Source organism: Mycolicibacter sinensis (assembly GCF_001673565.1).
In the GTDB taxonomy this organism is placed as follows: Bacteria; Actinomycetota; Actinomycetes; order Mycobacteriales; family Mycobacteriaceae; genus Mycobacterium; species Mycobacterium sinense_C.
In genome coordinates this window covers 39,951-63,225 of record NZ_LZMF01000137.1, presented here as the reverse complement: position 1 = coordinate 63,225, position 23,275 = coordinate 39,951, and the positions used below count along the sequence as shown (strand labels likewise).

The following is a 23,275-nucleotide window of genomic DNA, read 5'->3' as shown; positions in this document are numbered from 1 at the left end:
CATGGCACGTCTCGCGCCCGAGCAACGGCGTTTGTCGGCGACGGTGGCCGGGTAAACCGGGTGCGTGAACCCCATCATCGCCACGTCCGCTACCAGGACCGATTTACTGACTCCGCTCGGCGTCTATGCCCCGCAGCAGGATTCACACCTGCTGATAGAGACGATGGAATCGTCGGGCCTGGCCCGCGCAAGCCGGGTGCTCGACCTGTGTACCGGCTCGGGGGTGGTGGCGATCGCGGCGGCCGATATGGGCGCCGGCAGCGTCACCGCGTTCGACATCTGTCCGCGCGCGGTGCGGTGCTCGCGGGACAATGCGCGCGCTGCCGGGGTGGATGTGGAGATCCGGCACGGCCCGTGGACCGGCGCGCTGGACTGCGACCCGTTCGACCTGATCGTGTCGAACCCGCCCTATGTGCCCAGTCCGCGCCACGGCGGCCCGATCCCGGCGGCCGGCGGCCCGGAGTGGTCGTGGAACGGCGGTGTCGACGGCCGGATCATCCTCGACCCGCTATGCCGCTCAGCCGGCACGCTGTTGCGCAGCGGTGGTTCCTTTCTGTTGGTCCAGTCAGCCCTGGCAGACACCGGCAGGTCGCTGAAAGTGCTGCGAGACGGCGGGTTGGACGCCGACATCGTGGCGTCCCGGTGGATTCCGTTCGGGCCGGTGCTCTCGGCGCGCGCCGGCTGGCTGGAACGAACCGGGCGGATGCCCCGCGGCTGCCGCGAAGAGCAGCTGGTGGTGATCCGGGCGGACAAACCATGACCGAACCGCGGCTGGTACGCCCGGTCCGCAACGGCCCGGTTCTGGTTCCCGGGCCGGTACGCATCGAGACACCCGAGGGCGTCGTCGAATCGGATCGGTTCATGGTCGCCATCTGCGCCTGCGGGCGCAGCCGCAATTACCCGCTCTGCGACACCAGCCACCGGCGCCGCGAACCGGCGCGCCGCCACGTGGACGACGACGTGGCCGAAACCGAGTAGGGGGGCGGTTCTGCGCTACTGGCCGGAGTCGTAGTCCTCGTCGGGGAGCGGAACGCTGGTCGCCTGCTCGATCAGGTCCGCAGGATTGGCCTCGATGTCGTTGACGTTTTCCAGGTCTGCTGGATCCAGACCGTGGTCCTCGTCGGAGGTGTCGATTCGCTGTTCGGCGAGATCGGCCTCCGGAACGCCCTCGGTCGGCGGCAGCCCTTCGGCGTTCGTCATCATGACCCCTTTCGTTTCTGTCGTTTCTGCGCCCGCGCGCCCTGGTCCGGTCGCACTGCGCGTTCGGCGGCGAGCAGGGCATAGTCCGACTTCAATTGGTCGTTATCGGACCTGAGCCTGCTGTTGTCCGACTCGAGGCGGGCGTTGCGGGCTTCGAGACCGAGGATCTCCCCGATACCGGCCACATTGACCCCCTCACCGACCAACTCCACGATCCGCTGCAGCCGCATCAGGTCGTGATCGCTGTAGCGGCGGGTCCCCCCCGCGGTGCGTGCCGGGGTGAGCAGGCCGCGGCTCTCGTAGAGCCGCAACGTCTGCGGACCGATACCGGACAGCTCGGCAGCCACCGAAATGCTGTATACCCCAAGCCCGGATCGGGCACTCATGTCGTCGGTCAACGCATGTCGCTTCCACTCGTCGCGAGATCCTCTTGCACGAACCTACCATCGGTGCTATATAAAAATCTATGTCGGCAGACATAGAAGATCTGCCGCAGTTCAAGGAGGTGGAGATGATGTTGATGCGTACCGATCCGTTCCGTGATCTCGACCGCTGGACCCAGCAAGTCCTGGGCACCGCGGCTCGGCCGGCGGTGATGCCGATGGACGCCTGGCGCGACGGAGATCAGTTCATCGTCGAGTTCGACCTGCCGGGAGTGCAGGCGGACACCTTGGACCTCGATGTCGAACGCAACGTGTTGACCGTGCACGCCGAACGGCCCGGCCTCGATCAGAGCCGCGAGATGGTGTCGGCGGAACGGCCGCGCGGCCTGTTCAGCCGCCAGCTGTTTCTGGGCGACAACCTCGATGCCGAGCAGATCCAGGCCAGCTACCAGGACGGCGTGCTTCGGCTGACCATTCCGGTTGCGGAGAAGGCGAAGCCGCGCCGGATCAAGGTCGCCAGTGGACACGGCGAGCGGGCCATCAACGGCTGATTGCGAGGGGCCGGGAGGCGGCCTGCATGGTGAAGGAGGTGAGCAGCATGACCACCAACACTTTGACCGCGGAGGTGCTGGGCGAGGCGGAGTGCATCGTGCGCGCCGAATGGCTGCGACTGCTGAGCGCCGCCATCCCGGAGCACTGCCACGCGGTGCGCACCGAAATGCCCGCCACCCGGTCCCGACCCCCGCAGCTCGCCATTCGTTGCGCCACGCTTGGGCGGCGTGGCGTCCCACTACCGGCCTGCCGGTCGCACCGGTGGGCCACCCGGCGGCGTAACAGCCGGGTGTGGCCCACGCAGCGGTCGCCTCCGGGACGCCGCCCGCCTTGTCCGCTCGCACCTGGGAGGTGATAGCCCTTACCCGACACCGGAGTCCGGCGTGGTCCCGCTGCCGGGAGAGCAGGGGGCAGCGGGACCACGCCGCCCTACAAGCCTTCCGTTGCTGATCGAGCGTGGTGGAACATGATGAGCGAGAGCTTTGATCCCTACGACGTGCTGGGAGTGATGTCTTCGGCCACTCCGGCTCAGATCAGCCACGCCTTCCGCACCAAGGTGCGCGCCCTGCACCCTGACACCGGATCTGCGCGTTCGCAGCTTTCCGATGACGTGGCGGCACAGTTGCAGCAGCTGCTGCGGGCACATGACGCGCTGCGTCGGGGCGGCCGTCGGAACGCCGACGCCGATCCGCCCCGGCCACAGCATCCCACGGCGAATCCGGCAAGGCCGGTGAAGATCCCGGTCACTTACCGTCGCCCATCGGCACCCGAATCTCGAGCAGGCCTGTGGGCCGGGCCGGTGCGTCGGCACCGCTGACTGGGCTACCCGCGTCGGCGGGTCACTTCTGCAGGGTGTACTGGTGGACGCTGGTGTAGCCGTCGCGAAACAGCTTGACGCAGCCGGTGAGGTATTTGTCGTAACGGTCATAGACCGCTTCGGACTGCGCTGCGATCGCCTTGTCTTTGTTGGCCGCCAGCGCCGCCGCCCAATCCTGAAGGGTACGCACGTAGTTGGGCCCGATCTCATGGATGCGCGCGACGGTGAATCCGGCTTCGGTCGCGCGGTCGGCGACCATGGACACCGTCGGCAGCTGACCTCCGGGGAAGATCTCGGTCATGATGAACTTGTTGAATCGGGCCAAGCTCATGGTCAGCGGAAGACCCAGCCGTTGCGCGTCGTCCTGGGTGATCGCGGTGATGGTGTGCAGCAGCATCGCCCCGTCGGACGGCAGAACGCGGTGGGCCATGTTGAAGAATTCGGGGTAACGCTTGTGCCCGAAGTGCTCGAAGGCGCCGATGGAGACGATGCGATCGACCGGCTCATCGAATTCTTCCCAGCCCTGCAGACGCACCTCCACGGTGCGCTGCGTGGGTATCTCGGCCAGCTTGGCGATGGCGTATTCGCGTTGCCGCTCACTGAGTGTCAGCCCGATGACGTTGACGTCGAATTCTTCCAGTGCGCGCCGCATCCCGCCGCCCCAGCCGCAGCCGACGTCCAGCAGCGTCATGCCCGGCTGCAGCCCCAGCTTTCCCAGGGCGAGGTCGAACTTGGCGTTCTGCGCCTCATCGCGGGTGGTCTCCGGATGCTGGTAATACCCGCAGGTATATCCCATCGTGGGGCCTAGGAACAGCTCGAAGAACTCATTCGAGATGTCGTAGATCGATTGCAGTTCGGCGTACTTGGGTTCTAGCTCAGACATCGATCTTTTACGCTACACCGACATTCGACAGTTCGGGAGGCTTCACACCGCGGTGTCGAGACGGACGTTGTGAAATCCGATCAGCTCGAACAGTCGGTGCACGGTCGGTAGATTGCTGCGCAGCACCGCCGTTCGGCCATGGGCGGCGCAGCACCGGTCGAGCAGGACGAGTTGGCGGTGGCCGACGAATTCCAGCTCCCGCGCGTCGATGTCCAGGGTTCCGTGCGACAGCAGCGGCAGGATTCGCTGCAAGGTGGCGATGAACAGGGCCTCGCTCGCGGCGTCGAGATCACCGGTCAGCGCGATCGCATTGCGCCGGGAGGGTTGGGTGTACAGCTGGAACGGAACCGGCCTCGGCCCGGTCCCCGGGTGCAGGCACAACAACCCGGCAGCGTCGTCGCCGAGTTCAGCGATGTCGTAACCACATAGCGCCGCGACGGGCAGCGTCGATATCCGCCGGTCACCGAGGAACTCCAGGGCCGCTTGGGCCTCCCGCTGGGCCGGCGTCCGAACCACCGGTGTCACGTCGATGACAATCCGCAGACCGCTATAGCCGTCTGCGACTGATGCGATCGCGGCGGCCGCATAGCGCTCGACCATGCTCTCGGCATCGACGACGTCACCGCCCGCACGGAACCGGAAGTGCTGCGGCACGGCTTTGATGTCCACCTCGTCCGCGCCGGCGCCGAGCCCGGCCGCAGCCAAAGCGGCCCGGAGCGCCGCGGGTTCCTCCTCACCGACGTAGACCATCCGCTGGTCCAGGTTCAAGCCGACCGCGAGGTATTCCGCGGCCCGACAGAGGAATTCGTCGTGGCCCTGGTACTGCCAGCCGATGTGTCCGAATTCGCCCGACGGGTCTGCCCGCAAGGTTCCCATCACGCCGGCTCCCTCATCCGCAGATGTGCCTGCACGGTGGTACCGGTTACCGCGCTGTGAATGCGTACCAGATCCGCGGTCGCGTTGACCACGAACAGCCCGCGTCCCTGGTGGTCGTCGAGCCGGAGCGGCCATCGGCCGGCCATCGGGTCCGCCAGGTAGCCGGAGTCGCGCACCTGGCAGATCAATTGGCCGTCGGTCTCCCAGAGCGCCACGGTGCAGGGGCCGCTCCCGTGCTGCAGGCTATTGGATGCCAGCTCATTGACGATCAGTTGCAGATCGGCGATGTCGGCGGCGGAAAAACCGAACCAGCGGGCATATCTGGCGGAAAACGCCCGGGCGGCCGACAGATCGGCGAGCCGGTTCAGTGTGTAGCTCGCCGCCGTCGGGCTGCTGGGCAGCGGCTCGTTGTAGCGGGCCCAGGCCGCCTCGGGGGCGAATCCCACGCTGGTTCGCTCCGGATGCCCGGCACCGTCCAGGCGCGGGTGGGTGATCTCCGCATCGAGGAGGATGTCCGAGCCCAGTTGCGTTGCGTCGTAAGGGCAGAGCAGCGTGATGTCCCGGCCGGTGAACGCCTGGTTGGCCAGCGCCTCATGTTGAACGCAGGCCGGATACTCCTGCTCGGACCGGTCCTTCCAGACCGGCTCGCCGACCATCCGCACCCGCCCGGACGGGTGACCGGCGGCGAACATGCCCATCACGCCCCCGAGGATGTGCCCGGGGTTGCGTCCTACCTGGCTCATGTCCGCCAGCGTCACGCCCTCGGCGATCCCTCGGGGGAGGCTATCGCGCAGCAGTGAGAGGTTGGGCTCTGGCACAGCCACCAAGACGGGAAATCCGGCGACAACGCTGTCGCTCACGAACGGGCAGATGGAATCCAAGTATTCGCGCGGCGATCGGTAGAACAGCGCGATATGACTGAAAGTGCCGCGATCGTCGTCGGCCGTGCCGGTCATCGCATGTGCCCCCGTTGTCTACCGTGAGCGGGCCGCAGAACCTCGCCAGTCTAACGCGGCCGCCCGCCACTGGGAGGGTAAGCGACCGTTAGCTTGACCGCGCGCGGGAAAGGCGCCCAGCGGTACTGATCAATACCAGTAGCGCCGGCCCGCGACCGGACGACCGACAGCGCCCAGGATCCACAGTGCTGCGCCGATAACCAGCAGAATGATTCCGATCGTCCACAAGATGTTGATCTTGAAAACGAGGGCCAGAATAAGCAGGATCACTCCGAGCGCGATCATCACCAATCCCTTCTCTAAACAACCGAACTGACTACACCCGACGAAGAGGGCTGCGGCAAACGGCAATCCGTCACGACCGGGTTGTATCCGGCATAGTTCAAGGGGCCCGCCAGCGTGGTAACAGCGATGGTTCCGGCAGTGGCACAACTGGTTTGACCACCGCGGAAATAATCACGTTGCCAGGCGGCGACGACGCCGATAAGCAGCCATATCAGCACAATCGCCCCGGCTAACCCACCGAACCGCATCCGTCCCTCCATTCACCTGTACCCGATCAATTCCCGCTTCTCTCGCTGTTGAAACCTGGCGGTCCGCACGGCGATGTTTGACCCCGGCAGCAGCGGGGTACTGCGGCCGAGTTGGACGGAAGAATGACAGGACGGAGCGCAGATGATGTTGCTGGGCACCGGCGAATCGGGCCTGCGAGCGGGCAGTCACGCGGAGTGGATCGGCGAGGCCGGCGACCTTGTCGACCACCTGTTACGCAACGTCGCACACGGCCGGTTCGAGAGGTCGTTGTCGGCGATGACGGCGGTGGCGGCGGTGGTGACGACCGCCGAGATCTATCTCGAGCATTACAAGGCCGGCTTCGGCAACAAGTGGATGTGGAGCCCGGTGCTGGTCACGCCGCCGGTGGTGGTGGCAGGCATCGGCGGCGTGTTCTCCCGCCGCTGGGCCAAACGCTGGTTGCCGTTGAGCGCCGGGATCTACGCCGCCAACGGCCTGCTGGGTGAGTACCTGCACGCTCGCGGGGTAGCCCGCAAGCCCGGCGGCTGGAAGAACGCGTCCTACAACGTTCCGATGGGTCCGCCCATCGCGGCGCCCGGCCTGATGGCCATGGTGGGCGGGATGGGCCTGTTGGCCGCGGTGCTGCGTCGCGAGCGCTGAGGTGCCCATGGCCGACACCTCCCTTCCCGACCACCTACCCAACCTACGGGCGGATCGTCAACCGCCACATCCGTCCTGGCTGCCTCGCCAGCGCCGCGGCACCACACCGCAGATGATCGGGCGCTACCCGGATTTCGACGTGCTCGAGTCCCAAGACAGCTGGGACGAGGCCACCAGAAAAGTGGTGCTGGACCGGCTGGAGCCGCCGGGGCCGCTACGGTTCTTCACCGCCGCCGAGGAGCCCACCCTACGGGCGTTCTGCGACATCGTGCTGGCACAAGACGCCGAGCCCCGGGTGCCGGTGGCCGAGTTCATCGACGCCAAACTGGCAGACGGCCGGCTCGATGGCTATCAGTACGCCGACATGCCCGACGACCGTGACACCTGGCGGCTGGTGCTGCAGGGACTGGACGAGGCCGCCCGGGACCGGTACGGCCGGGCATCGTTCGCCGACGCCGAGGTGGCCACCCAACTGGCGCTGGTCAACCAGTTCTCCCGGGGCTGGTTGCAGGAAGGCGGCTTCGCGCAGCTGAACTCGAGCCGGGCCTGGTCGGTGTGTATGCGGATGACGTTGTCGGCGTTCTACTCACACCCATGGGCCTGGAACGAGATCGGATTCGGCGGGCCGGCGTACCCGCGCGGCTTCATGCGGCTGGGCGGCCCCAGCGGACCGTCCGCGGTGCGCGAACCGTTCGAGGCCCCGGGCGCCACCGACGAAGACCCGGTAGAGCTGGTGCAGGAAGAGGATTCGTAGTGGGCGATTTCTGGCGCGGCCTGCTCAAGGGATCGCTGGGCCCACCCGGCAATGACTCACGGTTCCTGCTCGATGTGCAGTCGCGGCAGTTGCCCGGCGAGCAGACGATGCGCCGATATGCGACCGACGATGAGGTCGACCTGGTGGTCGTCGGCGCGGGCGCCGGGGGGTCGGTGCTGGCACAACGGCTGGCGCGGGCCGGCTGGCGCATCGTGATCATCGAGGCGGGTCCGTTCTGGCATCCCGACAGCGACTGGGTCTCCGACGAAGCCGGCTCCCATCCGCTGTACTGGACACAGAAGCGCATCATCGGCGGGGATGACCCGATCGAGTTGGGCAAGAACAACTCCGGGCGTGGCGTCGGCGGCTCGATGGTGCACTATGCCGGCTACTGCCCGCGTTTCCACCCCAGCGACCTGCGCACGCGCAGCCTTGACGGCGTCGGGGTGGACTGGCCGATCGACTACGAGGACATCCGCCGGCACTACGAAGTGCTGGAAGCCGAACTGCCGGTGGCCGGGCAGAACTGGCCGTGGGGCTATCCACACCGCTATCCGGCGTCGCCGCACCCGATCTCCGGTGCCGCATCGAAGCTGTGGGAAGGTGCCCGCAATCTGGGGATCGAGATGCGGGTCGGCCCGGTCGGAATCGTCAACGGCACCTTCGGGAACCGGCCGCACTGCATCTACCGGGGCTACTGCCTGCAGGGCTGCAAGGTCAACGCCAAAGCCAGCCCCTACGTCACCCATCTGCCCGATGCGCTGGCACATGGCGTGGAGATCCGGGCCGACTGCATGGCGTCCCGCATCGAACTCGACGACACCGGAGCCGCGCGCGGTGTCGTCTACTTCGACAGCCATGGCAGCGAGCACCTGCAGCGCGCCAAAGTCGTCGCGGTCGCCGGCTACTCCATTGAAACTCCGCGGCTGCTACTCAATTCGACCAGCGCCCGATTTCCGCACGGGCTGGGCAACAATACCGATCAGGTCGGGCGCTACGTCATGGTCCAGGGCGCCGCCCAGACCGCGGGCCGATGGCCGGAAGAGCTGCGGATGTACAAGGCGCCGCCGCCGCAGGTGAGCAGCGAGCAGTTCTACGAAACCGACACCGCCCGCGGATTCGCCCGCGGCTTCTCCATCCAGACGGTGTCACCGCTGCCGATCGGCTGGTCCGAGCACGTGCTCGCCGACGGGCACTGGGGGCGGGCGCTGCGTGAATACATGCGCGACTACAACCACTGGAGCACGATCGGCGTGCTCAATGAACTGCTGCCGCGGCCGGACAACCGGATCACGTTGGCTGACGAAACCGACTGCTACGGCATACCGGTGGCCCGAATGGACTACAGCCGCTGCGACAACGACAAGGCGAACATGGAGTACTCCACCAAGGTGATCACCGACATCCTGTATGCGGCCGGAGCGCAGGATGTGCTGACCATCCAGCGCTATGCCCATCTGATCGGGGGCGCCCGGATGGGCACCGCCCCGGAGAACTCCGTCGTCGATTCCGACCATCGGGTGTGGGGGGTGCCGAACCTGTTCCTCTCCGACGGCTCGGTGTGCCCGACCCAGGGGTCGGCCAATCCGGCCCTCACCATCATGGCGCTCGCCTCCCGGCTCGCGGAGCGGCTTGCCGGGAAGCGCCTCTTGCAGAAGGGAAGCCCGTCATGACACACACCGTCGTCGTCACCGGGGCCAGCGCCGGGATCGGTCGCGCCGTCGCGCAACAGTTCGGTGCGCGCGGGGACAACGTGGCCCTGCTGGCTCGGGGCGAAGCCGGATTGCGGGGCGCGGCAAGCGATGTCAAGGAAGCCGGTGGGACCGCGCTGCCTATTCCCACCGACGTCGCCGACCATGCGGCGGTGGAAGCCGCCGCCGACCGTGTCGAAGCCGAACTCGGCCCGATCGACATCTGGGTCAACGTCGCCTTCACATCGGTGTTCGCGCCGTTCAGCGAGATCCGGCCCGCGGAATTCAAACGGGTGACCGAGGTCAGCTACCTCGGCTTCGTCTACGGCACCATGGTGGCGCTGGCCCGGATGAAGCCCCGCGACCGCGGCACCGTCGTGCAGGTGGGCTCGGCGCTGGGGGAGCGCTCGATTCCGCTGCAATCGGCGTATTGCGGTGCCAAGCACGCGGTCAACGGATTCACCGAATCGGTGCGCTGCGAGCTGCTGCACGAAGGCTCGAAGGTGAACATCACGATCGTTCAGATGCCGGCGGTCAACACCCCCCAGTTCTCCTGGGTGCTCTCCCGGCTGCCTCGCCACCCGCAGCCGGTGCCGCCGATCTACCAGCCGCAGCTGGTCGCCCGGGCCGTGTTGCATGCCGCCGATCACCCTCGGCACAAGCAGTACTGGGCGGGAGAGAGCACCGTCGCCACCTTGCTGGCGCAGAAGGTCGCCGCACCGCTGCTGGACCGCTACCTGGCCCGTACCGGCTATGACTCGCAGCAGACCAGCGAATACATCGACGGCACCGCGGTGCAGAACCTGTGGGAGCCGGTGGACGCCGCCACCGATCACGGCGCGCGGGGTGTGTTCGACGACTCCTCGCATGCGCACAGCCCGCAGATCTGGGCCTCGCGGCACGCCGGGCTGGTCGCTACAGCGGCCACCGCGCTGGGCGTGGCGGGGGCCGGTGTGCTGGCCGCCGCGCGGCGGCGTTGACCAGGGCGCTTCGGGCCCGAATCAGGCCGGTTAGGCCGATGCCGTCGGCGGGTAGCGCAGCACCGCCGCGACGCCGTCGGCCGGATCGACCGCCTCGCCGCCGCCGACGACGGCCGCACCGATGGCGATGGCGCCCCACGGCAGCGCCTCATCGGCCCGCAGCGTATGCGCCGGGGCCGCACCGTATGCCGAGAGCGTGTCCGGGTCCGCCGCGGTGACCGTCAGGTCGGCGTCGGCGACCACGGTCGCGTCACCCATGTCTCCGATGATCAGCGTCTCCACCGCACCCTGGGTCAGCCCGGCGCACACCGCCGCGAGCCCTTCGACCGCCAGCCCGGAGAGCCGGCCCGATTCGGCGGTGAAGCGTTGCACCGTGTCCTGGATGTCCTCGAGTTGCCGTCGCAGGCATTCGGCTTCGATCGCGTCCTGCAGCTCGCCGGAGTCGTGGCCACTGTGCCGTGCGCCGACCGACAGCTCGCATGCCAACTCGGCGATGCGTTTCGGCAAGGCCTCCAGCAATGCCGAACGCGACTGCACCTCACCGACGACGAACACCGCATTCGACCCGGCGGTGTCGGCGAGTTCGGCCAGCCGAGCGGCGACTGCACGGATGTTTTTGCGGGCGGCCTCCTCCACATGCGGCTGCGGATCCCCATAACCCGGAGTCTCGGCTCCGGCGGCCTTGTGGACCGGATACCCGCCACCGTCAACGGTTTCCGAACGCAGGGTGCCGTTGGCATTCAGGGTGATATCGGCGCCGGTCTGGTCGACCTCCGCCAACACGTAGCTCAGCTGCGCGAAGCCGTGCTCGACGACCGGCACGAGGTAGGGAAGCCGCGACAGCCGGACGGTGGTGGCGGTGGGAACCTGCAGATGCTCGTTGAGCAGCACGCCGTCGGCGCCGGCGATCACCGCGCGACCGCTCTTGCCGACCGGTGGGCGCAGATCCAGCACGGCGCGTTCGATCTCATCGACGAGCCGCTGGTCTGCGCCTTGTCGGGTGAGCTGTTCGCTCACCTCGCGCCAGGTGAGGTCGAGCTTGGTCGCCGCGTCCTCGGTGTCGTGCGAGTCCTCGAAGTACACCGAGATGAACGGGGCACGGGCGGTGAGCAATTGACGGAAACGTTCGGCATCCACGGCTATCCGGGTTGCCCGGTCTGCGCCTCGGCAAACGTGCTCACCGGGAGGAAATGGTTGCCGAAGCGTTTCGGCGGGTATGCCGCCGAGACTGGCTGATTGGAGGACTCATGCCCAAGACGACGAAGAGCGGCGCCGCCAAGCAAGGCGAGTTGCCCAGCACACTGCAACGCTCCAGCGCCAAGGCGCAACGCACTTTCGCCAAAGCGCACGACGCGGCCGCCAAGGAGTACGGCAGCGAGCAGCGCGCGCACCGGGTTGCCTACGCGGCGCTCAAGCACAGTTTCGAGAAGGTCGGGGATCACTGGGAGGCCAAGAAGAAGCGCGGCCCCTCCGACAAGCGTGCCGCCGGTGGCGGGCCGAACAACTCGGGGCCGTCCGCCGAGGGAGTCGACGCCAACGCCAGCAAGGCGCATCTGATGGACGTGGCGCGCCGCCTGGACATTCACGGGCGCTCCACGATGCGGAAATCGGAACTGGTCACGGCGATCAAGAAGCACAACCGCCGTGTCCGCGGGCGGTAGCCGGTTAGTCAGAGCGGTCGGCGAAACCCTGCTGTGGTGGCTGATACCCACCGCACTGTGGGTGGTGACGCTGACCGAGCGCACCGCGCAGGAGCTGGTGGCGGCGGCGCTGTGCACCTTGCCGTGTGCGGTGGCCGCCCGCGCGGCCCGGCATGCCAACTCCGGTAGCTGGCGGTTCCAGCCGGGATGGCTGCGCTGGATTCCCACGGTTGCCGGCGAGGTGCTCAAGCAAACCGCCCAGGTGTGGGCCTACATTCTGGTCCCGTCGCGGCGTTCCCAGTCGGCGATCGCCCCGGTGGCCCTGCCAGACGAAGCCGGGCCGGTGGCCGCCGGCCGCCGGGCCGTCGCGACGCTGGCGCTGGCCACGACCCCGGGAACCGTTGTGCTCGACAATCCTGCCCGGTCGGTGCTGGTGCACCGGGTCGGCCAGCGGCCGGGCGCGCTGGAGACGGCGGTGGGGCGGTGAGCCCAGGAGAGCTGGCCGCGCTGGTGCTGCAGCTCGGGGTGTTCCTGCCCGGCGCCTGGATCGCCGCTCGCGGCGCTCCCCGGCGGCGCCTGGTCGGTCTGGAATTCGCCGGTATCGGCGCGATCGGGATGCTGGTGGTGCTGGCGATCTCCTGGGGCCAGGACTGGGCTTTGATCGTCCCCTTGGTGCTGGCGCTGGTCACCTTTCCCGGGACCCTGGTCTACGCCCGACTGCTGGCGGGCGAGCCGTGATCGCCTGGCTGCTGGTCTTCGCCGGGGTGTCGGTGATGGTCTGCTGCGCGCTGGCGGCGGCCGCCCTACAAGTGGTCGACCAACTGCACCTGCTGGCCGTGACCACCTCGGTGGGCTTTCCGCTGACCGGGCTGGGCTTGATCATGCACCGGGGCTGGACCGAAGCATCCGCGATGGTCGCGGTGATCGTCGGGCTGGTGTTGCTCACCGCCCCGGCGATGTCAGCGGCCACCGCTCGGCTGACTGCGCAGGAAGCCGGTGTGGCGGAAGCGGATTCGCCGCCATGACCGCGCTGATCCTGGTCTCCGTCACCTTGGTCGGTGTCACCGGGACTGTTGTCGCCATGACCGCTGATCCGCACCGGCAGGCGATCGTGCTGGCGGTGTTCGGGCTGGCGCTCACCGTGTTGTTCGTGATGCTGCAGGCGCCCGATGTGGCGTTGTCCCAGTTGCTGATCGGCGGGGTGGTGGTGCCGCTGATGGTCATGCTCGCCGTCCGGACGGTGCAGCGCCGGCATCGCGAGGTCGGCCGGTGACCCGCACCTGGCGAACGGCGCTGTTCCTCGTCGGAGCGGCCGGGGTGGGTCTGCTGCTGTGGCTGGGCTTCGCCGAACTTCCCGCGTTCGGCCACGACCACCACCTGTATCGGGATCTTGCGGTGCGGGAAGCGTTTTCCCACGCCACGGCCAACGTGGTCGCGTCAGTGAACTTCGACCAGCGCGCCCTGGACACGTTCGGCGAGGAGACGATTCTCGTCGCCTCGGTGACCGGCGTGATGGCGCTGCTGCGTCCGGCTGTGGAGGAGCGCGAATACCACGACAGCGATCGTCGCGCGGCCCTGGACGCCACCCGATTCGTCGGCTACCTGCTGCTGCCGGTGACGCTGGCGATGGGACTCGACGTGGTGCTGCACGGGCACCTGACACCGGGCGGCGGCTTCCAGGGCGGGGTGGTGCTGGCCACCGGTCTGCACCTGCTCTACATCACCGGGAGCTTCCGGGCGCTGGACCGGTTGCGTCCGGTCAACGTCTTCGACATCGGCGAGGCCCTGGGCGCGGCGGCGTTCGCCGGTATCGGGACCGCCGGGTTGATCACCGGCGGGGCATTCCTGGTCAACCTGCTGCCGACCGGCACGCGCGGCCAGCTGCTGTCGTCGGGGTCGGTACCGCTGCTCAACGCGGCGGTCGGGGTGGCGGTGGCGTGCGGCATGACCGTGCTGCTGGCGCAGTTCCTGGCGCAGGAGATCACCGTCGCTCCGCGGAAGGAGCGTTCGTGAGCACCTACATCTACGGGGTGGCGGGCTGGCTGGTGCTGGTCGGTTCCTTCGGAATCGTCCGCAGCCGCAACCTGATCCACGCGGTGGTGTGTCTATCGGTGGCGCAGTCCGGCACCTACCTGTTGCTGCTGGCGGTCGGCTACCAACAGGGCGGAGCGCCGCCGATCTTCGTCGACGCTCCGGCATCGACGGCCGTGGTGGATCCGGTGGTGCAGGCGATGACGTTGACCGACATCGTCATTCAGGCCACCGTCACCGCGCTCCTGCTGGCATTGGCCATCCAGGTCCACAAGCGCCACCACACCCTGGACCCGGATCAGTTGTCGGCGCTGCGGGGCTGAGCCGCCGTGCCGGCCGCGACCACCCTGCTGCCGCTGCTGGTCGCGGTGCCGATCCTGGTGGCGTGTCTGCTACTGGGGCTGGGCCGTCGGCTGTCCAACTCCCTTGCCAACGCGGTGGTGCTGGCCACCTCGGCGGCCTCCACCGGTGCCGCCGGCTATGTGCTGAGTGCCGCAGCCGGACGCACCGTGGTGGCCTGGAGCGGGGGCTGGCAGCCGCGCGACGGGCTGGCGGTCGGTATCGCCCTGGCGGCTGATCCGCTGTCGGCGGGACTGGCGGTGCTGATCGGGGCGCTGACCGGGTGTGCGGCGCTCTACAGTCGCCGCGGACTCGACGAGGCCGATACCCGCTTCGACGCACTGCTGTTGATCTTCCTGGCCGCGATGAACGGATTCGTCCTGGCCGCGGACCTGTTCAACCTGTTCGTGTTCTTGGAGCTGATGGGCGCGGTCGCTTACGCGCTGACCGGTATCAAGATCGAAGACCGCTCGGCGATCCAGGGCGCGCTCAACTTCGGGATCATCCAATCGCTCAGCGCATGCGTGACCCTGGTCGGCGTCAGCATGCTCTATGCCCGGGTCGGCCAGCTGGGCATGGCTCAACTGGGTGCGGCATTGCGGGGCGGCCCGCCCGATGCCCTGGTGGTGGCCGCCTTCGTGCTGGTCTCGGCGGCATTGCTGGTCAAAGCCGCGATCGTGCCGCTGCACTTCTGGCTCGCCGACGCGCATGCCGTCGCACCCGCGGGGGTGTGCGTGCTCTTCTCCGGGGTCATGGTCGAACTCGGGCTCTACGGGCTCTGGCGGGTCTACTGGGTGGTGTTCGCCGGGGTGTTGCCGCCGGCCGTGATCGGTCGCGTCTTCGTGGCCGCGGGTGTGCTGACCGCGGTCGTCGGCTCGGTGATGTGTGTGCTGCAGCGGCACCTCAAGCGGATGCTGGCCTATTCGACGGTCGGTCACATGGGGTTACTGCTGGTCGCCACCGCGACGCTGAGCTCGCAGGGGGTGGGCGGCGCGGCGGTGTATGCGATCGGGCACGCCGGCGCCAAGTCGGCGCTGTTCCTGATAGTCGGGATCCTGCTGGACCGCCACCACAGTGTCGACGAATGGGAGCTGGTCGGCCGCGGCCGGGGCCAGCCGGTGCTGGCGGCCTGCTACGCCGCGGCGGCCGTCGCACTGGCCGGGCTGCCGCCGTTCGGTACCGCGCTGGGCAAATCCCTTTGCGAGGAGGCCCTGGGCAGCGGCTGGGGATCGGGGGCGCTGTTCCTGGGTGTTTCGGCGTTCACCGGCGGTGCGGTGCTACGCGCCGGCATCCGCTGCTTCACCGGCCTCGGTGGCCGGTCCGAGCCGTCCGACGATCTCGGGCGGACCACCAGAGGCGACGAGCAACCCGACACCTGGCTGCGGCGGACACCGCCCAGCATGTACACCGCAATCGCTCTGCTGCTGGCCGGTTGCCTGGCGGCCGGGGTGCTGCCCGCGGTTGCGCGCGGCGCCGACACCGCCGCCCACCGGTTCGTCGGCGCCGGGGCTGCCACCGCGGCGTCCTCCTGGTCGGTGCTCGGCGCCGGGCTGGGTGTGCTCGGCTGTGCGGTGGCGGCGGGGGTGGCGGCCGCCGGGCTGCACCGCTGGCCTGCGGCGATTCGCCGCACGGCCGGGACCCTCACCGCGCCGGTGCTCAGCGCCTTGCGCGCAGCGCATTCCGGCCACATCGGCGACTACCTGGCGTGGATGTTCGCCGCGCTGGCGGCGCTTGCCGCGGCGGTGGGGACGCCGTTGACGTGATAGACGGTGTAGGGCGCCCGGATCAGCGGCTGAGCGACATTGCGCACCGGGACCCCGCCCGCGGTGCGGCCCGCCTCGGTCCCGGAGTGCGCGTGGCCGTGCAGGGCGAGGTCGGCGCCGGCGTCGTCGATCGACTCGGCCAGCAGGCACGACCCCAGGAACGGGTAGATCTCCGGCGGCTCGCCGTGCAGGGTGTCGGCGACCGGGGAGTAGTGCAGCAGCGCGATCCGGTAGTCGGTGTCCAGCGCCCGCAGGCCCGCGCGCAGCGCCGCCGACGCCGTCTTGGTGGCGGCGACGAATGCCTTCATCTCCGGTTCGCCGAACGCGGTCGCACATTTCCCGGCGAACCCGCCGCCGAATCCCTTAACACCGGCCACCCCGACCCGCCGGCCCGCGACGTCGACAGTGTGCGTCTGGCCTTCGAGCACGACGACGCCGGCGTCGCGCAGCACCGCGGTGATCTCGTCCTGCTGGTTCTGGTGGTAGTCGTGGTTGCCGAGCACGCATACCACCGGCACCGGGCACGCGGTCAATTCGTCGGCGACCACGCGGCCCTCGGCGGCGGTGCCGTGGCAGGTCAGGTCGCCGGCCACCAGCAGCAGGTCGGCTCGTTCGTCGATGTCGTGCCAGCGCATCGTGCCCCGCGAGTCCTCGCCCAGGTGGATGTCGCCGACCGCGGCTACCCGGATCACCCGGTCACCTGCTCGACCGGCTCGCACAGCTGGACCACTTCGATGTCGTTGACCACGGTGCGCGGCCGCACCATGCCGGCGACAGCGGCCTCGATCGCCGCCCGGCGTTGCGGGCCGTTGACCGAACCGGTCAGACACACTGTGCCGGAGTCGATTTCGATTCCGATTCCCAGTTCGCCGATCTCTGGGTCTTCGGCGAGTTTGCGCCGGACCACGGCGACCAGATGGGCCGGCGCCTCGGGCTCAGGGAAGTGTTCGCACTCGATGATGGACAGCCCGCACAGCAGCTGCCAGAACGCCTTGGCGAACGGCGAGTCCCGCAGACGCCAACGGACCTGGGCCCAATCCACCTGTTCCCGCAGGATGCGCGCCACCACGAGAAGCTCGGCGTAGTCGCAGCGGTGACAATCCAGCACCGCGAGCTTCTGCACCATCAGCTCGGTCGCGCTGATGACGCGCGCACTCAGCGAACCGACCGGAAGCAGCGGGGCGTGCGAAATCGTCTCGGCGCTCACCGGAGTGTCACCCAGGCGATGAATCAGATCGATGAGCACGTCGCCGTCGAAGACCTTGAGCAGCCAGTCCTCGGGCGGCTGGAACCGCGACATGCCGGTGGCGGCGAGGGCTTCGGCGGCCCGCTCGGCGTCGGACGGTTCGACCAGCAGGTCGATGTCGTGGTGGGAGTGCGGGCCGCCGCGGGCGTAGACCGCCGCTCCGCCGGCCAGGGCGAACGGCACGTCGGCGCGCTGCAAGGCGCCCATCGCCCGGATCAGCGTGGTCAGAAACGCATTCTCATCCATGTCCGGCTCGCCCCAAGTCGGCGATCGGCGTCTGGTCGAGGTGCGCCAGCAGATCCTCGGCGTTGTCGAAAACGCCCACCGCGCCTGCGGCTTCCAACTCAGCGCGGGACACCCCGCCGCTGAGCACACCGATGCTGGGTACTCCGGCGCGCACGCACGCCTGCGCGTCCCAGACCGCGTCGCCCACGAAAACCGCCCGGTCGGCCGTTGCGCCGATCCGGTCCAACGCGGTCCCGATGATCCCCGGGTGCGGTTTGGCGACGTCGACGTCGGCCGACGAGGTGACCGCGGCGACCAGGTCGTCGCAGTCCAGCACCTTTCGCAGCACCGCCAGTTCGTCGTCGGGCGCCGACGTGGCCAGCACCACCGGAAGGTTGAGCGCGGCGATACGTTCCAGCAGCGGCCGGGCGCCCGGAAGCGGCGACAACAGCGCCGCCGACTCCAGGTAGTAGCGGGAGTGCAGGTCCTTGAGCCGTGCGCGGACGTCCTCGGGTGCGTCATCGGAGAGCAGCCGCACCAATATGGATCCGTCCATCCCGATGGCGCGGTGGATGCGCCAGGATTCGGCCTCGATGCCCACCTCGGCGAACGCGCGCCGCCAGGCGTGCACATGCAGGTAGTTGGAATCCACCAGGGTGCCGTCGACATCGAACAACACAGCGGCTTGGGCGGTCACGAGTGTCCCTTTCGTTTGCGGATGTCCCGGCTGGGATACCCACCGAGGGAATACCCCCATACCGTCCCCCTACCCAGAGAGGACCAGCGGTGGCTACCGACGACCGTGACCCCAAGCAGCGACAGCTCGACGACCACCGGTACGACCGGCAGTCCGGCTACCTGACCACTCAGCAGGGCGTGCGGGTGGACCACACCGACGACGCGCTGACGGCCGGGGAACGCGGGCCGACGTTGCTGGAGGATTTCCACGCCCGTGAGAAGGTCATGCACTTCGACCACGAGCGGATCCCGGAGCGGGTGGTGCACGCCCGCGGGGCCGGGGCCTACGGCTACTTCGAGCCCTACGACGATTCGCTCGCCGAGTACACGGCGGCGAAGTTCCTGACCACCCCGGGCACCCAGACCCCGGTGTTCGTGCGGTTCTCCACCGTGGCCGGTTCCCGCGGTTCGGCCGACACCGTGCGCGACGTGCGCGGGTTCGCCACCAAGTTCTACACCGAGCAGGGCAACTACGACCTGGTGGGCAACAACTTCCCGGTGTTCTTCATCCAGGACGGGATCAAGTTCCCCGACTTCGTGCACGCGGTGAAGCCGGAGCCGGACAACGAGATCCCGCAGGCGCAGTCCGCCCACGACACGCTGTGGGACTTCGTGTCGCTGCAGCCGGAGACGCTGCACGCCATCATGTGGCTGATGTCGGACCGCTCCTTGCCGCGCAGCTACCGGATGATGCAGGGCTTCGGCGTGCACACCTTCCGCTTCGTCAATGCCAAGGGTCAGGGCACCTTTGTGAAGTTCCACTGGAAGCCCAAGCTCGGCGTGCATTCGCTGATCTGGGACGAATGCCAGAAGATCGCCGGCAAAGACCCGGACTTCAACCGCCGCGACCTGTGGGACTCGATTGAGGCCGGCCAGTACCCGGAGTGGGAGCTCGGGGTGCAATTGGTGCCCGAGAGCGACGAATTCAATTTCGATTTCGACCTGCTGGACGCCACGAAAATCATTCCGGAAGAACAGGTCCCGGTTCGTCCGGTGGGCAAAATGGTGCTCAACCGCAACCCGGACAACTTCTTCGCCGAAACCGAGCAGGTGGCGTTCTGCACCGCCAACGTCGTGCCGGGAATCGACTTCACCAACGACCCGCTGTTGCAGTTCCGCAATTTCTCCTACCTGGACACCCAGTTGATCCGGCTCGGCGGACCGAACTTCAATCATCTGCCGATCAACCGGCCGGTGGCCGAAGTGCGCACCAACCAGCACGACGGCTACAGCCAGCACGCCATCCCGGTCGGCAAGACCAGCTACTACAAGAACTCGCTGGGCGGCGGCTGCCCGGCGCTGGCGGGATCGGGGGGGGACGCCGACGTGTTCCGGCACTACACCCAGAAGGTGGACGGCGACAAGATCCGCAAACGCGCCGCAAGCTTTGAGAACCACTACAGCCAGGCGCGGATGTTCTACAAGAGCATGTCCGACACCGAGGCCAAACACATCGTCGCCGCGTACGCCTTCGAACTGGGCAAATGCGAGGCCGTCGAGATCCGTGAGCGCGTGGTCGAACAACTCAACCGCATCGACAATGGCCTGGCCAGCCAGGTGGCCGAGCAGCTGGGCCTGCCCGCGCCCAAGGAGCAGCCGCTCGACGAGGCCGCGGAGAAGGCCGTGGTGTCGCCGGCGCTCTCGCAGCTGCACAGCGCCACCCTTCCGCCGGATGCGCGAGGTGTCCCCAGCATCGAAAGCCGCAAGATCGCGGTGTTGGCCGCCGACGGCGTCGACGTGGCGGGTGTTGAACGCTTCGTGGCGGCGATGCGCGAGCGCGGCGCCATCGCCGAGGTGCTGGCGCCGACCGCCGGCGGAGAGCTGGCCGGAGGTTCGGGCGGGCAGCTGAGCGTCGACCGGGCTATCACCACCATGGCCTCGGTGCTCTACGACGCGGTGGTGGTGCCGTGCGGTCCGGACGCGATGCGCACCCTGTCGCAAGACGGCTACGCGATGCACTTCATCACCGAGGCCTACAAGCACCTCAAGGCCGTCGGGGCGTTCGGGGCGGGGGTGGAGTTGCTACCCAAGGCGGGGATCACCGAAAGGCTGGCCGAGGACGTAGCCGTCACCGTCTCGGCCGGGGTGGTCACCACGGCGGCAGCGGCGGACGACCTGAACGACGACTTCTTCGACGCGTTCGCCGCCGAGCTGGCCAAGCACCGCGCCTGGGACCGGGCCGCAGACGCGGTGCCTGCCTAGGCTCAGGTCACCGCGCGCAGCGGACGGCCGGACTTCTGCACGTCGGCCAGGGCGTCCGTCAGCGACGCCACCAGCGGGAGGCGCGACTGCGGGTCACAGATCCGGAGCACGCTGGTCACCGCCGGGCTCGGTATCACCATCAGCCTGGTCCGTGCGGTGGCGCACCGCGCGCTGATCGACTGAAGAGCCGTAAACCCGACCGTGCCAATGAAAGTCAACTCGGCCAAATCCAGAATGAGCCATTCGCAGCAGTCGGCGCAGCGCTTGGCGTAATCAGCGAACGGGCCGGCGTTGGCCGCGTCGATCTCGCCGTCCGCAGCGACCACTGCTCCTGCGCGGCCCCAGTGCACGGTGAATTTGGCGGTGTGATTGCGCCAGGCCTGGGTGGCTTCCGTTGCGGGAGTAACGAACGCGGCTTCAGTCATCTTGCTGGTGCTCATTTGTGGCTCCATCAGTCGACGTATCGTGCTGTTGGATCACGTCAGCGTAATCTCTTCCCGAGACGCATAAACACGGTGACGTTCAAGTGCGGCTGTGAACTCAACCGGAGGAATCAGACGTTACCCAGAGCCGCTGCGATTGGCAAAGGATCAACCACGATTTACGCAAAATCCCAGTGAAAGCTTAAGTTTCACATCGTGGGTAGCGAAGATCGCCCCGCAGACCACGCCGACATCATGAGATCGGCAAGTCGGTTCTCCACCGCGTCGCGGGCCCGCATGCCGAACACCACGTCGGCCTCCAGCTCCGGCGCCTGGCGGATCAGATCCTCGACCACATCGACGCGCACCACCTGTTCGTGTACCGCGTCCGCCTCGACGTGCTCGGCGTAGAACGCCACGCACGCCTGGGGAGCGCCCATCCGCCGCAGCGCGGCGACCAGCCGGCTGGACCCGGGCGGGGAGGTGATCTCCGTCGAGGCGAAGTGCCCGACGGCCGCGCCCCGCCACCGGCGATGTAGCCCGAACAGTGACATCAGGTTCACCACCGCGAGCGTCTCGGCGGGGACAAAGTCCAGGTAGGCGAGGTAATCGGCATTCAATCCGGCGGCGGTGAGCAGGTCGGCGAAGAGTTGCTGGTGTACCCGCCGGCCGCGCCCGGCGCCGTACTCGTCGAACTCGATGGCGACGAAGGAGGCCTTGGCCTGCCCGGTCAGGCGCGGGATGGCAAAGGCGTGCGGATCGCCCTCCTTGAGGTGATACAGCGACCGGTGCACGAAGTACTCACGGGCCTGCTCCCAGGTGCCGCTTTCGCGCAAATACCACGACGGGCCGCTACCGCGCACGGGCTCGGTTGCGGCAGAGGCCATTTCATCGTTTGCAGTAGTGTCCGGCGGTATCGTTCCGACGTCCTCGCGGACACTATTGAGGAAGGCGCGCTCCAACCGGGCGCGCAGTTCCAACAATGTGGCATCCCATTCCCACTCCGGGTCCACTCCGGCGAAGCCGCGGTAGTGCAGCTCGTAGCAGACGTAGAGGGCCAGCTGTAGATCCCGGCCGTACGGGTCCGCGCCGGCCGTGCGGGCAGCGAATCCTGCGGTGTCGCCCGCGGGCCGGCGGAGCAGCTCGCAGACCGCGGACGACAGGGGCCCGCTCGCGACGGGCAGCGCGGGCTCGGTGCGAAGAGGTGCAATAGTCACGCTCGCGGATACCCCCGGCGCGGCCAAGGCCAAACGACGGCGCCGTTTCGGCGATCGGCCGTTGGGTACCCCGGGGACCATGACACGGTTCGGCTACACCCTGATGACCGAGCAGAACGGGCCCAAAGACCTTGTCCGTTATGCCGTCTCCGCGGAAGAACGCGGTTTCGACTTCGAGGTGTGCAGCGATCACTTCTCACCCTGGCTGGCCTCGCAGGGCCACGCTCCGAACGCCTGGGCGGTGCTGGGGGCGGTGGCCCACGCCACTGAACGGGTGGGGCTGTGCTCATATGTGACCTGCCCGACGATGCGCTACCACCCGGCGGTGGTGGCGCAGCAGGCGGCCACGGTGCAGATCCTTGCCGACGGCCGGTTCACGCTGGGCCTGGGCAGCGGGGAGAACCTCAATGAGCACATCGTCACCGGCGCCGGCTGGCCGAACGTCCGGCAGCGCCAGGCCATGCTCGGCGAAGCGATCAAGATCATCCGTGAGCTGCTGATGGGGGAGACGGTCACCTTGCGCGGCGACCACTTCCAGGTGGACCAGGCCCGGCTGTGGGACCTGCCCGAGATCCCGGTCGCGCTGGCCGTCGCGATGTCGGGCGAGAAGGGCGTGGCGAGATTCGGCGCCGCCGCCGACGACCTGATCGCGGTGCAGCCCGACGCGGACCTGGTCCACGCGTGGCATACCGCGCGCCAGTCCGCCGGGCTGGAAGGCGGCCGGGTCATCGGACAGCTACCGGTGTGCTGGGACCGCGACCGGGATGCCGCGGTGCAGCGCGCCCACCAGCAGTTCCGCTGGTTCGGCGGCGGGTGGCTGGTCAACTCGGAGCTGCCGACGCCGGCAGCGTTCGCTGCCGCCACCCAGTTCGTCACGCCGCAGGATGTCGCGGACGCCATCCCGTGCGGTCCCGATCTGGACGCGATCGTCGAGGCGGTGCGCGCCTACGCCGAAGCCGGTTTCACCGATATCGCGCTCATCCAGATCGGCGGGGAGACCCAGGAGGCCTTCCTCAAGGAGGCCGCGGAGCCGCTGCTCGCAGCGCTGCGCGACGCGGCGTAGCAGGTCGCCGCCATCAGCGCAGAGGGTTTCGCTTCGGGCCCCCGGGGGTATCAGGAATCCATGAGTGAGACCGAGCACCCTATCGATGAGGCGCGCACGACGCAACCGCGTGCCGGGATGGTCT

Annotated in this window: 32 protein-coding genes; 18 read left to right on the top strand and 14 right to left on the bottom strand. The window is 68.2% G+C overall.

The features are described 5' to 3' along the window. The first annotated feature begins 76 nt into the window (after positions 1 to 76). The gene (locus A5648_RS19960; RefSeq protein WP_065026285.1) at positions 77 to 760 is read left to right on the top strand and encodes a HemK2/MTQ2 family protein methyltransferase; all 684 of its coding nucleotides are present in this window, start codon (positions 77 to 79) and stop codon (positions 758 to 760) included. Beyond that, positions 757 to 978 (top strand): CDGSH iron-sulfur domain-containing protein, encoded by a 222-nt coding sequence (locus tag A5648_RS19955; protein WP_065026206.1) that lies wholly within the window; start codon positions 757 to 759, stop codon positions 976 to 978. Before A5648_RS19960 ends, A5648_RS19955 begins: the two co-directional genes overlap by 4 nt. Positions 979 to 993: 15 nt before the next feature. Here the strand turns inward: A5648_RS19955 and A5648_RS19950 are convergent, their stop codons facing one another. Beyond that, positions 994 to 1,200 carry a hypothetical protein gene (locus A5648_RS19950; protein ID WP_065026205.1) on the bottom strand — a complete coding sequence of 69 codons (207 nt, stop codon included), beginning with the start codon at positions 1,198 to 1,200 and terminating at the stop codon, positions 994 to 996. After that, positions 1,200 to 1,598, bottom strand: coding sequence for a MerR family transcriptional regulator (locus tag A5648_RS19945; RefSeq protein WP_065026204.1), 399 nt, complete (start codon positions 1,596 to 1,598; stop codon positions 1,200 to 1,202). Before A5648_RS19945 ends, A5648_RS19950 begins: the two co-directional genes overlap by 1 nt. A 113-nt stretch (positions 1,599 to 1,711) precedes the next feature. On the opposite strand from A5648_RS19945, the gene A5648_RS19940 reads away from it, so the two are divergent. Then, positions 1,712 to 2,134, top strand: a complete 423-nt coding sequence (locus A5648_RS19940) for an Hsp20/alpha crystallin family protein (RefSeq protein WP_275080653.1) — start codon at positions 1,712 to 1,714, stop codon at positions 2,132 to 2,134. Here A5648_RS19940 and A5648_RS19935 read toward each other — a convergent pair. Further along, complete coding sequence (locus A5648_RS19935) at positions 2,124 to 2,312, bottom strand: hypothetical protein (protein ID WP_131810601.1); 189 nt, start codon at positions 2,310 to 2,312, stop codon at positions 2,124 to 2,126. The two genes, A5648_RS19940 and A5648_RS19935, sit on opposite strands and share 11 nt — an antisense overlap. 292 nt (positions 2,313 to 2,604) lie before the next feature. Between A5648_RS19935 and A5648_RS22965 the strand changes: the two genes are divergently transcribed. Beyond that, a complete protein-coding gene (locus tag A5648_RS22965; RefSeq protein ID WP_082966614.1) occupies positions 2,605 to 2,952 on the top strand; it encodes a J domain-containing protein in 348 nt (115 codons plus the stop codon). A gap of 22 nt (positions 2,953 to 2,974) precedes the next feature. Here the strand turns inward: A5648_RS22965 and A5648_RS19930 are convergent, their stop codons facing one another. From A5648_RS19930 to A5648_RS22960, 5 genes are all read right to left on the bottom strand, one after another. Continuing rightward, positions 2,975 to 3,835 (bottom strand): cyclopropane mycolic acid synthase family methyltransferase, encoded by an 861-nt coding sequence (locus A5648_RS19930; protein ID WP_065026202.1) that lies wholly within the window; start codon positions 3,833 to 3,835, stop codon positions 2,975 to 2,977. Between the two features lie 42 nt (positions 3,836 to 3,877). After that, the gene (locus tag A5648_RS19925) at positions 3,878 to 4,711 is read right to left on the bottom strand and encodes an MEDS domain-containing protein (RefSeq protein ID WP_065026201.1); all 834 of its coding nucleotides are present in this window, start codon (positions 4,709 to 4,711) and stop codon (positions 3,878 to 3,880) included. Next, positions 4,711 to 5,667, bottom strand: coding sequence for a sensor histidine kinase (locus tag A5648_RS19920; protein ID WP_065026200.1), 957 nt, complete (start codon positions 5,665 to 5,667; stop codon positions 4,711 to 4,713). Before A5648_RS19920 ends, A5648_RS19925 begins: the two co-directional genes overlap by 1 nt. Positions 5,668 to 5,796: 129 nt before the next feature. Then, the gene (locus tag A5648_RS24160) at positions 5,797 to 5,952 is read right to left on the bottom strand and encodes a DUF6131 family protein (RefSeq protein ID WP_165607377.1); all 156 of its coding nucleotides are present in this window, start codon (positions 5,950 to 5,952) and stop codon (positions 5,797 to 5,799) included. Positions 5,953 to 5,966: 14 nt separating this feature from the next. After that, a complete protein-coding gene (locus tag A5648_RS22960) occupies positions 5,967 to 6,212 on the bottom strand; it encodes a hypothetical protein (protein ID WP_082966604.1) in 246 nt (81 codons plus the stop codon). 130 nt (positions 6,213 to 6,342) lie between these two features. Here A5648_RS22960 and A5648_RS19915 point away from each other — a divergent pair, with 130 nt between their 5' ends. The 4 genes from A5648_RS19915 to A5648_RS19900 are packed head-to-tail and all read left to right on the top strand — an operon-like array spanning position 6,343 to position 10,265. After that, positions 6,343 to 6,840, top strand: coding sequence for a hypothetical protein (locus A5648_RS19915; protein WP_065026199.1), 498 nt, complete (start codon positions 6,343 to 6,345; stop codon positions 6,838 to 6,840). A 7-nt stretch (positions 6,841 to 6,847) separates the two neighbouring features. Further along, positions 6,848 to 7,594, top strand: a complete 747-nt coding sequence (locus A5648_RS19910) for a gluconate 2-dehydrogenase subunit 3 family protein (protein WP_065026283.1) — start codon at positions 6,848 to 6,850, stop codon at positions 7,592 to 7,594. Next, positions 7,594 to 9,267, top strand: a complete 1,674-nt coding sequence (locus A5648_RS19905) for a GMC family oxidoreductase (RefSeq protein ID WP_065026198.1) — start codon at positions 7,594 to 7,596, stop codon at positions 9,265 to 9,267. The genes A5648_RS19910 and A5648_RS19905 overlap by 1 nt, the downstream gene beginning before the upstream one ends. Further along, positions 9,264 to 10,265 (top strand): SDR family oxidoreductase, encoded by a 1,002-nt coding sequence (locus A5648_RS19900; RefSeq protein ID WP_065026197.1) that lies wholly within the window; start codon positions 9,264 to 9,266, stop codon positions 10,263 to 10,265. The genes A5648_RS19905 and A5648_RS19900 overlap by 4 nt, the downstream gene beginning before the upstream one ends. Before the next feature lie 30 nt (positions 10,266 to 10,295). Here A5648_RS19900 and A5648_RS19895 read toward each other — a convergent pair whose 3' ends face one another. Further along, positions 10,296 to 11,402 (bottom strand): hypothetical protein, encoded by a 1,107-nt coding sequence (locus A5648_RS19895; RefSeq protein WP_065026196.1) that lies wholly within the window; start codon positions 11,400 to 11,402, stop codon positions 10,296 to 10,298. A gap of 110 nt (positions 11,403 to 11,512) precedes the next feature. Between A5648_RS19895 and A5648_RS19890 the strand changes: the two genes are divergently transcribed. From A5648_RS19890 to A5648_RS19855, 8 genes are read left to right on the top strand one after another with little or no spacing between them, the layout of a single operon-like run. Next, positions 11,513 to 11,926, top strand: a complete 414-nt coding sequence (locus A5648_RS19890; RefSeq protein WP_064857207.1) for a ChaB family protein — start codon at positions 11,513 to 11,515, stop codon at positions 11,924 to 11,926. Then, complete coding sequence (locus A5648_RS24250) at positions 11,910 to 12,392, top strand: Na+/H+ antiporter subunit E (RefSeq protein WP_065026195.1); 483 nt, start codon at positions 11,910 to 11,912, stop codon at positions 12,390 to 12,392. The genes A5648_RS19890 and A5648_RS24250 overlap by 17 nt, the downstream gene beginning before the upstream one ends. Further along, positions 12,389 to 12,643, top strand: coding sequence for an MrpF/PhaF family protein (locus tag A5648_RS24245; RefSeq protein WP_065026194.1), 255 nt, complete (start codon positions 12,389 to 12,391; stop codon positions 12,641 to 12,643). Before A5648_RS24250 ends, A5648_RS24245 begins: the two co-directional genes overlap by 4 nt. Beyond that, the gene (locus tag A5648_RS19875) at positions 12,640 to 12,930 is read left to right on the top strand and encodes a hypothetical protein (protein WP_065026193.1); all 291 of its coding nucleotides are present in this window, start codon (positions 12,640 to 12,642) and stop codon (positions 12,928 to 12,930) included. The genes A5648_RS24245 and A5648_RS19875 overlap by 4 nt, the downstream gene beginning before the upstream one ends. Then, positions 12,927 to 13,178 carry a Na(+)/H(+) antiporter subunit B gene (locus A5648_RS19870; protein ID WP_065026192.1) on the top strand — a complete coding sequence of 84 codons (252 nt, stop codon included), beginning with the start codon at positions 12,927 to 12,929 and terminating at the stop codon, positions 13,176 to 13,178. The genes A5648_RS19875 and A5648_RS19870 overlap by 4 nt, the downstream gene beginning before the upstream one ends. Beyond that, positions 13,175 to 13,918: an MnhB domain-containing protein gene (locus A5648_RS19865; protein ID WP_065026191.1), complete on the top strand. Its 744-nt coding sequence runs from the start codon at positions 13,175 to 13,177 to the stop codon at positions 13,916 to 13,918. Before A5648_RS19870 ends, A5648_RS19865 begins: the two co-directional genes overlap by 4 nt. Next, a complete protein-coding gene (locus A5648_RS19860) occupies positions 13,915 to 14,259 on the top strand; it encodes a sodium:proton antiporter (RefSeq protein ID WP_065026190.1) in 345 nt (114 codons plus the stop codon). Before A5648_RS19865 ends, A5648_RS19860 begins: the two co-directional genes overlap by 4 nt. Positions 14,260 to 14,265: 6 nt before the next feature. Continuing rightward, the gene (locus tag A5648_RS19855) at positions 14,266 to 16,038 is read left to right on the top strand and encodes a complex I subunit 5 family protein (RefSeq protein WP_207511780.1); all 1,773 of its coding nucleotides are present in this window, start codon (positions 14,266 to 14,268) and stop codon (positions 16,036 to 16,038) included. On the opposite strand, the gene A5648_RS19850 is transcribed toward A5648_RS19855, so the two are convergent. From A5648_RS19850 to A5648_RS19840, 3 genes are read right to left on the bottom strand one after another with little or no spacing between them, the layout of a single operon-like run. Next, positions 15,972 to 16,730 (bottom strand): metallophosphoesterase family protein, encoded by a 759-nt coding sequence (locus tag A5648_RS19850; protein ID WP_065026189.1) that lies wholly within the window; start codon positions 16,728 to 16,730, stop codon positions 15,972 to 15,974. The genes A5648_RS19855 and A5648_RS19850 overlap by 67 nt on opposite strands. Further along, positions 16,727 to 17,530, bottom strand: coding sequence for a BON domain-containing protein (locus tag A5648_RS19845; protein WP_065026188.1), 804 nt, complete (start codon positions 17,528 to 17,530; stop codon positions 16,727 to 16,729). The genes A5648_RS19850 and A5648_RS19845 overlap by 4 nt, the downstream gene beginning before the upstream one ends. Further along, positions 17,523 to 18,206 carry an HAD family hydrolase gene (locus A5648_RS19840; protein WP_065026187.1) on the bottom strand — a complete coding sequence of 228 codons (684 nt, stop codon included), beginning with the start codon at positions 18,204 to 18,206 and terminating at the stop codon, positions 17,523 to 17,525. The genes A5648_RS19845 and A5648_RS19840 overlap by 8 nt, the downstream gene beginning before the upstream one ends. Positions 18,207 to 18,295: 89 nt before the next feature. Between A5648_RS19840 and A5648_RS19835 the strand changes: the two genes are divergently transcribed. Continuing rightward, on the top strand, positions 18,296 to 20,449 hold the full coding sequence (locus A5648_RS19835) for a catalase (RefSeq protein WP_065026186.1): 2,154 nt from the start codon (positions 18,296 to 18,298) through the stop codon (positions 20,447 to 20,449). Positions 20,450 to 20,451: 2 nt separating this feature from the next. Here the strand turns inward: A5648_RS19835 and A5648_RS19830 are convergent, their stop codons facing one another. Further along, entirely contained in the window at positions 20,452 to 20,889 is a 438-nt protein-coding gene (locus tag A5648_RS19830) for an STAS domain-containing protein (protein ID WP_234787487.1), read from the bottom strand. A 191-nt stretch (positions 20,890 to 21,080) separates the two neighbouring features. After that, positions 21,081 to 22,088 carry an iron-containing redox enzyme family protein gene (locus A5648_RS19825; protein WP_065026185.1) on the bottom strand — a complete coding sequence of 336 codons (1,008 nt, stop codon included), beginning with the start codon at positions 22,086 to 22,088 and terminating at the stop codon, positions 21,081 to 21,083. A 79-nt stretch (positions 22,089 to 22,167) separates the two neighbouring features. Here A5648_RS19825 and A5648_RS19820 point away from each other — a divergent pair, with 79 nt between their 5' ends. Then, the gene (locus A5648_RS19820) at positions 22,168 to 23,151 is read left to right on the top strand and encodes a TIGR03557 family F420-dependent LLM class oxidoreductase (protein ID WP_065026184.1); all 984 of its coding nucleotides are present in this window, start codon (positions 22,168 to 22,170) and stop codon (positions 23,149 to 23,151) included. The last annotated feature ends 124 nt before the right edge of the window (positions 23,152 to 23,275 follow it).

Bases quoted from the DNA above. Each gene is read 5' to 3' on its own strand.
- A5648_RS19955 (WP_065026206.1), top strand. From the start codon at position 757: ATGACCGAACCGCGGCTGGTACGCCCGGTCCGCAACGGCCCGGTTCTG.
- A5648_RS19950 (WP_065026205.1), bottom strand. From the start codon at position 1,200: ATGACGAACGCCGAAGGGCTGCCGCCGACCGAGGGCGTTCCGGAGGCC.
- A5648_RS19940 (WP_275080653.1), top strand. From the start codon at position 1,712: ATGATGTTGATGCGTACCGATCCGTTCCGTGATCTCGACCGCTGGACC.
- A5648_RS22965 (WP_082966614.1), top strand. From the start codon at position 2,605: ATGAGCGAGAGCTTTGATCCCTACGACGTGCTGGGAGTGATGTCTTCG.
- A5648_RS19930 (WP_065026202.1), bottom strand. From the start codon at position 3,835: ATGTCTGAGCTAGAACCCAAGTACGCCGAACTGCAATCGATCTACGAC.
- A5648_RS19925 (WP_065026201.1), bottom strand. From the start codon at position 4,711: ATGGGAACCTTGCGGGCAGACCCGTCGGGCGAATTCGGACACATCGGC.
- A5648_RS19920 (WP_065026200.1), bottom strand. From the start codon at position 5,667: ATGACCGGCACGGCCGACGACGATCGCGGCACTTTCAGTCATATCGCG.
- A5648_RS24160 (WP_165607377.1), bottom strand. From the start codon at position 5,952: ATGATCGCGCTCGGAGTGATCCTGCTTATTCTGGCCCTCGTTTTCAAG.
- A5648_RS22960 (WP_082966604.1), bottom strand. From the start codon at position 6,212: ATGGAGGGACGGATGCGGTTCGGTGGGTTAGCCGGGGCGATTGTGCTG.
- A5648_RS19915 (WP_065026199.1), top strand. From the start codon at position 6,343: ATGATGTTGCTGGGCACCGGCGAATCGGGCCTGCGAGCGGGCAGTCAC.
- A5648_RS19910 (WP_065026283.1), top strand. From the start codon at position 6,848: ATGGCCGACACCTCCCTTCCCGACCACCTACCCAACCTACGGGCGGAT.
- A5648_RS19900 (WP_065026197.1), top strand. From the start codon at position 9,264: ATGACACACACCGTCGTCGTCACCGGGGCCAGCGCCGGGATCGGTCGC.
- A5648_RS19890 (WP_064857207.1), top strand. From the start codon at position 11,513: ATGCCCAAGACGACGAAGAGCGGCGCCGCCAAGCAAGGCGAGTTGCCC.
- A5648_RS19870 (WP_065026192.1), top strand. From the start codon at position 12,927: ATGACCGCGCTGATCCTGGTCTCCGTCACCTTGGTCGGTGTCACCGGG.
- A5648_RS19845 (WP_065026188.1), bottom strand. From the start codon at position 17,530: ATGGATGAGAATGCGTTTCTGACCACGCTGATCCGGGCGATGGGCGCC.
- A5648_RS19830 (WP_234787487.1), bottom strand. From the start codon at position 20,889: ATGAGCACCAGCAAGATGACTGAAGCCGCGTTCGTTACTCCCGCAACG.
- A5648_RS19820 (WP_065026184.1), top strand. From the start codon at position 22,168: ATGACACGGTTCGGCTACACCCTGATGACCGAGCAGAACGGGCCCAAA.